Annotated in this window: 11 protein-coding genes; 6 read left to right on the forward strand and 5 right to left on the reverse strand. The window is 69.2% G+C overall.

Annotated features, from left to right (window positions below; translation table 11 throughout):
- Positions 1-37: 37 nt before the first annotated feature.
- Genes AC3IFE_RS12250 through AC3IFE_RS12265 form a run of 4 tightly spaced genes read right to left on the reverse strand, consistent with a single transcriptional unit; the run spans position 38 to position 4750 of the window.
- Complete coding sequence (locus AC3IFE_RS12250) at positions 38-1738, reverse strand: lactate permease LctP family transporter (RefSeq protein ID WP_489190697.1); 1701 nt, start codon at positions 1736-1738, stop codon at positions 38-40.
- Between the two features lie 50 nt (positions 1739-1788).
- Complete coding sequence (locus AC3IFE_RS12255; protein WP_489190698.1) at positions 1789-3234, reverse strand: LutB/LldF family L-lactate oxidation iron-sulfur protein; 1446 nt, start codon at positions 3232-3234, stop codon at positions 1789-1791.
- Positions 3231-3956 (reverse strand): LutC/YkgG family protein, encoded by a 726-nt coding sequence (locus AC3IFE_RS12260; RefSeq protein WP_489190699.1) that lies wholly within the window; start codon positions 3954-3956, stop codon positions 3231-3233. The genes AC3IFE_RS12255 and AC3IFE_RS12260 overlap by 4 nt, the downstream gene beginning before the upstream one ends.
- Positions 3953-4750 (reverse strand): (Fe-S)-binding protein, encoded by a 798-nt coding sequence (locus tag AC3IFE_RS12265; RefSeq protein WP_489190700.1) that lies wholly within the window; start codon positions 4748-4750, stop codon positions 3953-3955. The genes AC3IFE_RS12260 and AC3IFE_RS12265 overlap by 4 nt, the downstream gene beginning before the upstream one ends.
- Before the next feature lie 128 nt (positions 4751-4878).
- On the opposite strand from AC3IFE_RS12265, the gene AC3IFE_RS12270 reads away from it, so the two are divergent.
- The 5 genes from AC3IFE_RS12270 to AC3IFE_RS12290 all read left to right on the forward strand — a co-directional run bounded on the left by AC3IFE_RS12270 (position 4879) and on the right by AC3IFE_RS12290 (position 10256).
- Positions 4879-5595, forward strand: coding sequence for a FadR/GntR family transcriptional regulator (locus AC3IFE_RS12270; RefSeq protein WP_089468434.1), 717 nt, complete (start codon positions 4879-4881; stop codon positions 5593-5595).
- A gap of 211 nt (positions 5596-5806) precedes the next feature.
- Positions 5807-7429, forward strand: coding sequence for a phospholipase D family protein (locus AC3IFE_RS12275; RefSeq protein WP_489190701.1), 1623 nt, complete (start codon positions 5807-5809; stop codon positions 7427-7429).
- A 237-nt stretch (positions 7430-7666) separates the two neighbouring features.
- Positions 7667-8440, forward strand: coding sequence for a class II aldolase/adducin family protein (locus tag AC3IFE_RS12280; RefSeq protein WP_089468432.1), 774 nt, complete (start codon positions 7667-7669; stop codon positions 8438-8440).
- Between the two features lie 329 nt (positions 8441-8769).
- Positions 8770-9204, forward strand: a complete 435-nt coding sequence (locus tag AC3IFE_RS12285) for a CHRD domain-containing protein (protein ID WP_301740232.1) — start codon at positions 8770-8772, stop codon at positions 9202-9204.
- An 89-nt stretch (positions 9205-9293) separates the two neighbouring features.
- Entirely contained in the window at positions 9294-10256 is a 963-nt protein-coding gene (locus tag AC3IFE_RS12290; protein ID WP_489190702.1) for an alpha/beta hydrolase, read from the forward strand.
- Here AC3IFE_RS12290 and AC3IFE_RS12295 read toward each other — a convergent pair.
- A complete protein-coding gene (locus tag AC3IFE_RS12295; RefSeq protein ID WP_089468429.1) occupies positions 10226-11068 on the reverse strand; it encodes an EcsC family protein in 843 nt (280 codons plus the stop codon). The genes AC3IFE_RS12290 and AC3IFE_RS12295 overlap by 31 nt on opposite strands.
- A 106-nt stretch (positions 11069-11174) precedes the next feature.
- Here AC3IFE_RS12295 and AC3IFE_RS12300 point away from each other — a divergent pair.
- A partial coding sequence (locus AC3IFE_RS12300; RefSeq protein WP_489190703.1) for an MFS transporter occupies positions 11175-11801 on the forward strand: 627 nt, incomplete at its 3' end.

Genomic DNA, 11801 nt, shown 5'->3' on the forward strand with positions numbered 1-11801 from the left:
GCGTGGGTTTTTTGTTTTTCGGCGCGCACGCCGGCGCTTACGGCACCATTCCCGGCAGCAGGTACGCCTGCACGAGCGTGATCAGCCCGACGATCACCGCGAACAGCAGGCTGTGCCGCACCGTGAAGCGGAACAGCTCCGATTCCTTGCCGACGAGTCCCGTCGCCGCGCACGCGACCGCGATCGATTGCGGCGAGATCATCTTCGCGGTCACGCCGCCCGTCGTGTTCGCGGCGACCGCGAGCGTTTCGGGCACGCCGAGCTGATGGGCGGTGGCCTGCTGCAGCGAGCAGAACAACGCGTTCGACGACGTGTCCGAGCCGGTCAGGAACACGCCGAGCCAGCCGAGGAACGGCGAGAAGAACGGGAACGCGCCGCCGGTCGCGGCCAGCATCAGCGCGAGCGTCGACGACATCCCCGAGTAGTTCGCGACGAACGCGAACGCGAGCACGAGGCCGATCGACAGGATCGGGCGCGTCAGTTCCTTCAGCGTCTCGCCGAACGTGACGAGCGCGTCGCGCGGCTTCATCCGCAACAGCGCCATCGAGATCAGCGCGGTCACGAGGATCGCGCTGCCGACCGCCGACACGAGATCGATCTTCAGCACCGCGTCGAGCGCCTTCGGCGTCGCGGCGATCGGCGCGGTCTTCACGACGAGCTGGTCGAGCCCGGCCACGTGAAACTTCAGCACGGTCGACGCGAGCGCGCCGTGCGCGGCGAACAGCGCCTTGAACGGCGCGATGCTCCACACGGTGACGACGGCCGTCAGGATCAGGAACGGCGACCATGCGCGCACGGTCTGCGCGAGCGTGTACGGCGACGCCTGGCGGCTCGCGCCCGCCCCGTTGCCGCCCGCGCCGAAGCCGGCGAGCGCCGCGCCGCCGCTGGACGCGACGATTCCGCCTGTCGTCTGCTTCGCGCTGCTCGGCTGCCAGACCTTCAGGAACGCGGCGAGCGACACGAGGCTCACGAGCGACGACGTGATGTCCGGCAGCTCGGGCCCGATGTGGTTCGACGTGAAGTACTGCGTGAGGGCGAAGCTGCCGCCCGCGACGAGCGCGGCCGGCCACGTCTGCCGTACGCCGCGCAGCCCGTCCATCATGAACACAAGCCAGAACGGCACCGCGAGCGACAGCAGCGGCAGTTGACGGCCGGCCATCGCGCCGATGTGGAACGCGTCGATGCCCGTCACCTGCCCGGCGACGATGATCGGGATCCCCATCGCGCCGAACGCGACCGGCGCGGTGTTGGCAATGAGACACAGTCCGGCCGCATGCAGCGGCTTGAAGCCGAGGCCGACGAGCAGCGCGGCCGTGATCGCGACGGGCGCGCCGAAGCCGGCCGCGCCTTCGAGGAACGCGCCGAACGAGAAGCCGATCAGCAGCATCTGCAGCCGCTGGTCGTCGGTGATCGACAGCACCGACGCGCGGATGATGTCGAACTGGCCGGTCTTCACGACGATCTTGTACAGGAACACCGCCGCGACGATGATCCACGCGATCGGCCACAAGCCGTACGCGAAGCCGAAGCCGGCCGCCGCGAGCGCTTGCGGCACGGGCATGCCGTACGCGACGATCGCGACGCCGAGCGCCAGCAGCAGCGTGATCGCGGCCGCGACGTGGCCCTTCATCCGCAGCACGGCGAGCGCGACGAAAAAGAAGATGATCGGAATCGCGGCGACGAGCGCCGACAGCCCGAGGCTGTCGAGCGGGGTGTAGATCTGGTGCCAAACCTGCATGGTTGTCTCCTCCATGGATTTATCGGGGTACGGGTTTGAAAGCGGATGCGCTATTCGGGCTGGCCGCGGGCGCGCAGCAGGTCGGACAGGCTGCGCGGCGCCGGTTCGAGCGGCGTGCGGTGCTGCGTCCAGCCCAGTTGTTTCGCGGGCGTGAGCGCGCGCAGGCGCGTCGCGGCCCAGCGGAATGCGCGGTACGCGCGCGGATGCGCGAACGCGCCCGACCAGAAGCGCCACACGAGTTCTTCCGTGCGGTCGTAGTTCGCGCCCTGGCCGCGCAACGGATGCGCGACCGGTTCGTCGGGCTTGCGGTTCGCTTCGGTGCGCAGCCGCACGAGCAATTGCGGGATCGGGATGCGCACCGGGCACACCTCGCCGCATGCGCCGCACAGCGTCGACGCGGTCGGCAGGTCGGCCGTCGCGTCGAGGCCCAGCAGGTGCGGCGAGATGATCTTGCCGATCGGGCCCGGGTAGGTCGTGCCGTACGCGTGGCCGCCGATGCGCGTATAGACGGGGCAGTGATTCATGCACGCGCCGCAGCGGATGCATTGCAGCGTCGCGCGCAACTGTTCGTCCGCGTATGCCTGCGTGCGGCCGTTGTCGAGCAGCACGAGATGCAGCTCGCGCGGGCCGTCGCGTTCGCCGTCGCGGCGCGGGCCGGAGATCAGGTTGAAGTAGGTCGTGATCGCCTGGCCGGTGGCCGAGCGCGTGAGCAGGCTCGACAGCGGCACGATGTGCGCGAGTTTCTCGACCACCTTCTCGATCCCCATGATCGCCACGTGGGTGTCGGGCACCGTCGTCGACAGGCGGCCGTTGCCTTCGTTCTCGACGAGCCACAGCGTGCCCGTGTCGGCCGCCGCGAAGTTGACGCCGGACAGGCCGATGTCCGCTTCCGCGAACGCGCGGCGCAGCGTGCGCCGGCCGGTCTGGATCAGTTCGTCGACGTCTTCCGTGTAGCGCGTGCCGGGCAGGTGCGCCTCGAACAGTTCGGCGATGTCGCCGCGGGTCTTGTGGATCGCCGGCATCACGATGTGCGACGGCTTCTCGCCCGCGAGCTGCACGATGAATTCGCCCATGTCGGATTCGATGCAGTCGACCCCGTGCTCCGCGAGGTAATGGTTCAGCTCGATTTCCTCGCTCGCCATCGACTTGCCCTTGATCACGCGGCGCGCCTTTTTCGCCTGCGCGATGCCGAGCACGATCGCATTCGCGTCGGCGGCCGTCTCGGCCCAGTGCACGTGCACGCCGGCTGCGGTGAGCTTCGTCTCCAGCCGTTCGAGCAGCGCGGGCAGTTGCGCGAGCGCGTGCTGCCGGACGGCTTCGCCGAGATCGCGCAGGTGCTGCAGCTCGGTGTCGTCGGGGAATTGCGTCGCGCGCTTGCCCTGCAGGAAGTCCATCGCGCCGCGAAAGCTGCGGCGCAGCGCCGGATCGTCGAGCGCGGCGCGCGCACGGGTCTTGAAGTCGCCGGGGGCGACGAATTGCAGCGTGTGGTCGCTCATCGCGGCAGCTCCTCGCAAGCGGGGGCGGCCGACGGCGCGGCCGAATCGGTGACGATCACGACCCACAGGCGGCGCGGGCCGTGCGCGCCATAGGCGAGCGTCTGCTGGATGTCGGACGTCTTCGACGGGCCCGATACCAGCACGAGGTTGGTCGGCATGCCGGCTGGCCAGCGCTCGGCCTGCACGGCGGCGTGCAGGTCCGCATGCAGCGTGCTCGCATGCACGAGCGCGACGTGCAGCGGCGGCACCAGCGACACCGTGCGCGGCGTGCCGGCATCGGGCGCGAGCACCAGCGTGCCGGTCGCCGCGATGCCCGAGCGTGCGACGGTGAAGCCCGCGTCGATCGTGTCGAACAGTTCGGTTTTCCAGGCGTCGATCGGCCGGTCGAACGGCACCGGCGCGACCGGTTCGGGCAGCGCGCGGGCGAGCGCCGCGGATTCGGCGCGGGCCGGGTCGAGCAGCAGGCGGCGCACGCCGGCATCGGCCAGACGTGCGGCGAGCTGCGCGGGCCATGCGTCGGCGCTCGCGCACCAGACTTCGGCATGCGACGCGGCGAGCGCCGTCTGCATCGCCTGCACGCGTGCATCCAGGGCCGGGCCGGTCAATGCACGGCGCGTGTCGTAATGCGCGTCGATGCGTGCATCGAGCGCGGGCGCGGCGTTCGTCGCGACGCCCGGTGCGGCGGCGCGCAGTCGCGCGAGGATCGCGTCGCGTGCGCTCATTGCGAATCTCCGCGCAGCGAGCCGGCGCCGGCCGTGCGGCGCCACAGGAAGCTCGCGAGATGCTCGACGGGCAGCGCCGCGCCGGCCTTGGCCGCGGCGTGTCCGATGTTCAGCAGGCAGCCGCAGTCTGCGGACACGAGCCGGTCGCAACCGGTCGCGCAGGCCGACGCGACCTTGTCGCGCACCATCGCGCCGGAGATGTCCGGATGCTTCAGCGAGAACGTGCCGCCGAAGCCGCAGCATTCGGACTCGCGTTCGTGTTCGATGCGCGTCACGCCCGGCAGCGCGTCGACCAGCGCGACGCCGTGCACGCGCGTGCCCATCTCGCGCCGTGCCGCGCACGACGTGTGCAGTACGACGCGTTCGCCGGGGCCGGCGTCGGCCACCACCGCGTCGAGCTGCACGTCGAGCACGTGGACGAGGAATTCGGCGAGTTCGTAGGTCCGCTCCGCGATCGCGCGCGCTTTCGGGCCGTGAACGGGATCGTCGGCGAACAGCGCCGCCCAATGGTGCTGGATCATGCCCGCGCACGAACCGGACGGCACGATCACCGGCCACGGTTGCGCGAACAGGTCGAGCTGCGCGGCCGCGACGCGGCGCGCTTCGTCGGGGTTGCCGCTGCTGTAGGCCGGCTGCCCGCAACAGCTCTGGCCGCGCGGATAGTGGACGGTCAGCCCCTCGCGTTCCAGCAGGCGGACCGCGTCGAGCCCCGCTTCGGGGACGAACAGGTCGACCAGGCAGGTCGCGAACAGATAGACGTGCGCGGGGGCGGTGGGGTACGGCCGTGGGTTCATGTCTCGCTCCAGAGGCGACGGTCCGGCGTGCGGAGCGTCGATTTCGCTGCATAATTGCCGCGTCCGCGCCGAAGCTCAAATTGGTTGGGCCAATCGGCGCGGCACGCATTCCGCGGGGAGACGCGACGATGGCGGCGATGACGGCACGGGGCCGGACCGAAGTGGTGATGCGCAAGATCGAGACGGCGCTGCTCGACGGCACGTGGCCGGCCGGCGCGCGGCTGCCGGCCGAGCGCGTGCTCGCGCTGCAGTACGGCGTCGCGCGCAATACGGTGCGCGAGGCGACCCAGCGGCTCGTCGCGCGCGGGCTGCTGCAGAGCCGGCGCGGCGCGGGCGTCTACGTGACCGACCAGTTGCGCGCCGGCATCGCGTCGCCATGGGGCCAACTGGTCGCCGATCATCCGGCGCTGCGCGACGACATCCTCGAATTCCGCCGCGTGCTGGAAGGCGCGACCGCCTATTTCGCCGCGCTGCGGGCCGATGCGAACGACCGGCGCCGGATTCGCGCGCTGCTGCGCGAGCTCGAAACCGCGCACGCGAACGATGACGCGGCCGTCGAAGCCGCGACCGATGCGAAATTGCACGAGGCGATCGCGCTCGCGTCGCACAACACGATGTTCCTGCATCTGCATACGAGCGTGATCGGGATGTTGCGCGAGCACATTTCGATCAACGTGGCCGGGATGACGATGGGGGACGAGCAGGCATCCGAGTTGCTCCTGTTGCAGCACCGGGTGGTATGCGACGCGATTTGCGCGCACCGCCCCGAGGAGGCGCGCACCGCGATGCAGACGCATATCGACTACGTGCGCAGCCATTTCGAGCGCAGCGGCGACGCGTCGTGAGATTGGTCGGACCAGCGGCTGCGATGGCTTGCGCGGCGGCCGTCGCGGACGAGACGCCGCGCCGCACGGCGCGCGTGGCTGCTCGGCGCGGCATGCGGCCCCGCCTAATTGACCGGTTCGTCGGGCGCCCACTAGAATCGACCGCAACCGCCTGTCAGCCGCGCGCCGCGGCGATGACGTGCCCATTGATCCGACTGTCGAGGAAGCTTTCGTGCTCAGGTCCCTGATCCGGCGCGCACCGGCCGTGCCGCCGTGGCGCGCCGCATGCCGCCAGGCCCGCGCGCTGGTCGTCTGCGCACTGCTGCCGCTCGCCGCGTGCGCGACGCATCCGCCTGCCACCTCGCTCGATCGCCCCGTCTCCCACGCGTTGCCGGCCGATACCGCGACACCGCTGCGCGACGCACTGGCCGCGCCGGAAGCCGCGCATCCGGGGCAGTCGGGCTTCCGGCTGCTGGCCGACGGCGCCACCGCACTGCAGATGCGCATCGCGCTCGCGCGGGCGGCGACGAAGACGCTCGACATGCAGTACTACATCGCGACCGAGGACACGACCGGCAAGCTGCTGCTCGGCGCGGCGCTGTACGCGGCCGATCGCGGCGTGCGCGTGCGGATGCTGGTCGACGACCTGAACTTCGACGATATCGACCGCGTGATGGCTGCGCTCAATACGCACCGGAACATCGAGATCCGCGTGTTCAATCCGTTCGGCGCGTCGCAGCGCGGGGTGGTCGAGCGCACGGCCAACTTCTTCACGCGGATCGACAGCTTCACGCGCCGGATGCACAACAAGGCGATGATCACGGACAACCAGCTCGCGATCGTCGGCGGCCGCAATCTCGGCGACGAATATTTCAGTGCGAGCCCGACGCTCCAGTTCCGCGATCTCGACGTGCTGGCGGCCGGCCCCGTGACCCACGACATCTCGAAGAGCTTCGACGACTACTGGGCGAGCGCGAGCAGCTATCCGTTGCGCGTGCTCAATCATCAGAAGTTCGATCCTAAGGATCTCGACGCGATGCGCGACGAGCTGCGCGAGCACTGGCGCAAGAACGCCGATCCGTACAACGCGAAGCCGCTGAACGCGACGCCGCTCGCCCGGCAGATCGCGCGCGCCGAACTCGAACTCGTGTGGGCGCCGGCCGAATTCAAGGTCGATGCGCCGACCAAGGTCGCGCGGCCGACCGGCACGTACGTGAGCCCGCCGATGCAGCGCCTGGCCGAGCTGACGCGCGGCGCGCAGAAGGAATTCCTCGCGTTTTCGCCGTACTTCGTGCCGCACGACGCCGGCGTGAAGATCCTCGGCGACACGGCCGCGCGCGGCGTGCGCGTCGCGATCGTCACGAATTCGCTCGCGGCGACCGACGCGGTCGCGGTGCAGGCCGGCTATGCACCATACCGCGTGCCGTTGCTGCAGCGCGGCGTCGAGCTGTACGAATTCAAATCGCAGCCGGACCAGCAGCCCGCGCGGCTGTTCGGGTCGCGCTCGCGCGCGAGCCTGCATGCGAAAGCGTACGTGATCGACCGGCAAATCCTCGTGATCGGCTCGCTGAACCTCGACCCGCGTTCCGCGTACCTGAACACCGAGCTCGCGCTCGTGATCCACAGCCCGGTGCTCGCGCAGCAGGCCGCGGCGATCTTCGCGCGCGTGACGCAGCCGGACGAAAGCTACCGCGTGACGCTCGCCAAGCGGGCCGACGGCAGCCCGCCCGCGCTCGAATGGACGGGCACCGACGACGGTCAGACCACCACCTATCACGTCGACCCGCATGCGGGACTGCTGCGCAACGTAATGACCGGCATCTTCACGCTGCTGCCGGTCGACGACCAGTTGTAAGGGCGGGAACAGCTCCGGCGAAACCCGCGATACCGGTGCGCGGCGAAAGGTGATATGGTTGTGCGCGCAACGATATGCCTATCGTGAAGGGCGCCGGCGGAGCGCTCGCGCAATGCGGGCCGGAACGACGCGCCGCACATGCGGCGCATACGCGGCGCATGCATCGCTTGCGGCGCCGGCAGGCGATGGGCGATGCGCAGCGCCGCTCGCCGCTCGCCGCCACAACCGGAGTTCCCCATGCAACGTGTACCGAACCAGCCGTTCACGCGCCCCGCGCGCTTCTCCGAAGCCGAATGGCAGGCGCGGGTGCAGCTCGCGGCCGCCTACCGGATCTTCGATCATCTCGGCTGGACCGAGCTGATCTACAACCATATCTCGCTGCGCGTGCCGGGCGAGGACGGCCATTTCCTGATCAACCCGTTCGGGCTCCATTACCGCGAGGTGTGCGCGTCGAACCTCGTGAAGATCGACATCGACGGCAACGTGATCGGCCATTCCGACTGGCCGATCAATCCGGCCGGCTTCACGTTCCACAGCGCGATCCATGCGGCGCTGCCCGATGCGCACTGCGTGATGCACGTGCACACCACGCCGACGATGGCCGTATGCTGCTCGCGCGACGGGCTGTCGTTCTCGAATTTCTATTCGGCGCAGTTGTACGGGAAGATCGCGTATCACGACTTCGAAGGCATCACCGTGCATCTCGAGGAAGGCCGGCGCATCGTCGACAGCGCGGGCGGGCGCCCCGTGCTGCTGCTGCGCAACCACGGGCCCGTGACGATCGGCGCGACGCTCGCGCAGACCTTTGCGCTGATGTGGCTGCTCAACCGTGCATGCGAGGTACAGGTCGCGACGCATGCGATCGGCGATGCGCTGCCGATTGCGCCGCCCGTGCTCGAAGGGTGCGTGCGCGATTCGCTGAATTTCGATCCGAAGCATGGCGCGGGGCAGGACGCGTTCGACGCGCTGCAGCGGATCGTCGACCGGATCGATCCGGGTTACCGCGCGTGACGCGCGGCGCATGCAAAAAAAACGCGGCCGGGTGGCCGCGTGAATACTCGCAGACTCCTTCGGACGAAGGAAACAAGCAACTGTGGAACGAAGTGTAGCGAAACGCCGCGCCTGGATTCAGCCATCAGGCTGCAAAGGTCTGTTCCAGACTGACGCAGACCGGAGCGCGCGGCGTCGCGCCGGATCGCCGGCCACGTGCGGCGCGCCGACGGGCGGGGCGGCGATTCGCGGCATGGCCGTTCGGCGGACTGCCGGCGCGACGGCGATCGACTACCATCATGCGTAGCGCCCCCGTTCCGGCGGCGTACCACGTCGTACAAGGAGACTCCATGCTCAAGCTGCGTTTGCTCCAGGTTGCGTTGTTGGCGGGCGTGCTGGCCGCCGGCAGCGCCGCTGCCGAAACGGTGCGCCTGTCCGCCAGTCTGCAGCCGTCGAGCGAAGTGCCGCCGACGGCGACCCAGGGTTCGGGCGCCGTCGACGCCACTTACGATACGGCCACCCATACGCTGCAGTGGACGGTCACTTACGCGCACCTCACCGGGCCGGCCACGGCCGCGCATTTCCACGGGCCCGCGCCGGTCGGCCAGAACGCCGGCGTGCAGGTGCCGATTCCGAAGGACGAGCTGGCGAGCCCCATCAAGGGTTCGAAGGCGCTCACCGACGAGCAGGTCACCGACCTGATGGGCGGCAAGTGGTACTTCAATATCCATACGAAGGAGCACCCGTCCGGCGAGATCCGCGGCCAGGTGATGCCGGCGAACTGAGCGCCAGCGTTTGATGTAGAGGCACTTGTCGAGCGACGCGCGAGCGTTCGCCCGTACCATCGTCACATTCTGATGACGGAGTGCGTCCGATGAGTTGGCAAAGCAAGTTCGCCTGCTGGCTGCTGCGCTGGCAGTTTCGTCCGGAAACCACGCGCGAGGTGCTCGACCCCGCGCGTGCCCGGCGCTTTACCGACCTGCGGATGATCGTGCCGCGCCGCCCGCCGTCGGGCTACCGGCTGCGCCAGTGCTACGGCCCGGGCGACGCACCGCTGCGCGGCGAATGGCTCGAGCGCGCCGACTCGGGCGCCGCGCGCGGGCCCGGCCGCACGCTGCTGTATTTCCATGGCGGCGGCTACTACTTCTGTTCGACGAAAACCCACCGCCCGCTGGTGTTCGGGCTGACGAAGCGCGCGGGCGTGCGTTCCTTCTCGCTCGACTACCGGCTCGCGCCCGAAAACCGCTTCCCGGCCGCACTCGACGATGCGCTCGCCGCGTACCACGAACTGCTGGCGCTCGGCACGCCGCCCGAGTCGATCGTGTTCGGCGGCGATTCGGCGGGCGGCGGCCTCGCACTCGCGACGCTCGTCGCGCTGCGCGACCGCGGCGAGCCGCTGCCGGCCGGCGCGATCCTGTTCTCGCCGTGGACGGACCTCGCCGGCACCGGCGACACGATGCGCGGCAACGACGGCCGCGATCCGATGTTCGCGGCCGCGGCGCTGCCGAAGGCCGCGAAGCTGTATCTCGGCGACGCGCCGGCGACGCATCCGTACGCATCGCCGCTCTACGCGGATTTCACGGGCCTGCCGCCGCTATACATCCAGGTCGGCAGCACCGAGGTGCTGCTCGACGATTCGCGCCGCGTCGCCGAGAAGGCGAAGGCGGCCGGCGTTCAGGTGGACATCGAGGTGTGGCCCGACATGCCGCACGTATGGCAGTTGTACGCACCCATGGTGCCGGAAGCACGCGACGCGCTCGACCGCGCGGCCGCGTTCGTGCGCCGCGTCGCGGTCGAGCGCGCGGTTCAGCGTGCGGGCGAGGCGTCGATCGCCTGATAGGCGGCCTTGACGGCCACCGAACCGTACTTGCGTTCGAGCCGGCGCACGGTGAAGTGGCCGTGCGCCATCTGCTGGAAGTGGTCGATGAACAGCGTGTTGACGGTCGCGCCGAGCACGGCGCCGATCGCCGGGATCGACTTCGCGGCCATCTGCTCGGTCACTTGCACCGAGAAGCGCGACGCCACCGTCTGCACGAGCTTGAACACGGCCGCCGAGCTGTGCGCGGCGATGCCTTTGGCCGTGATGTCCGACGACGCCTTCGAGATCGCCTGCGCGAGCGCGCCGCGCAGCACGAAATAGCCGAGATCGGCGTCCTCCTCCTGCTTGTCCGGGTTGCCGCCCATGCCGAGCACGGCCAGGCATTGCAGCTGCGTATCGACCGACGTCAGGTCCTCGCCTTCGCTGCGCGCGATGTCGCATACCGAGCGGAAGATCAGCGTGGTCGTCACCGGCAGCTCGACCGGCAGCGCGAGAAAGCCGAACGCGCCGCCCGCCGCGCCGGTCGTCGCGACCGCGAGCTTGTGCAGCAGGTTGCTCGGCTTCTCGGGTTCGGCGTCCGGCGCCTGCGGCTTGCCCAGCGTGCGCAGCGCGATGTTCAGGCACTTGCGCAGCGCGAGCTGGGTCGCATCGTTGATCTTGCCGGTCGCGAAGTCCGGCAGCCGCGCGATCATTTTCTCGACCGGCGCGCCGAGCACGCCCGTCAGCTTCATCGTCAGCGACGGGCTTTCCAGCACCTGCTTCGCGCGGCGCAGCGCGTCCCGATCGTCGGCCGACAGCGCCGTCGCGGGGGTGATTGAAATCGGTTCCATCTTTCTCCTTGGCGTGAACGGGCGCTGAACCCTCGCCAGCCTAGATTACTCCGGCATGCTAGAATTTTGAGATTATTTGACCCGGCAAAAGTTGCGTCGACAAAAAATGGCCGTTCATACTGCCGCCCACCATTCGAGCGGGCAAGTCCTGCCGTTCCGCGAATCGCTGCTCGCGATGATCGGGATCTCGTTCGTCACCATGCTGGTCGCGCTGGACCAGACGGTCGTCGGCACCGCGCTGCCGACCATCGTCGCCGAACTCCGCGGTTTCGACCTGTACGCGTGGGTCGCGACCTCCTACCTGCTCAGTTCCGTGATCACGGTGCCGATTTTCGGCCGCCTCGGCGACTATTACGGCCGCAAGCCGTTCGTGATCGTGTCGATCGTCGTGTTCACCGGCGCATCGGTGCTGTGCGGAATGGCCAACGACATGCTGACCCTCGTGCTCGCGCGCGGGCTGCAGGGGATCGGCGGCGGGATGCTGGTCGGCACCGCGTTCGCGTGCATTCCCGATCTGTTCCCCGATTCCGTCGTGCGGCTGCGCTGGCAGGTGCTGATGAGCTCCGCGTTCGGCATCGCGAACGCGGTCGGGCCGTCGCTCGGCGGCTTCCTGACCCAGTCGTTCGGCTGGCGTTCGGTGTTCTACGTGAACCTGCCGATCGGCATCCTGTCGTTGATCTTCGTGTGGCGCTACCTGCCGCACCTGCGCCACGTCGCGCACGATCGCAAGATG

It is taken from the genome of Burkholderia sp. APQ4-4ca (assembly GCF_057837105.1).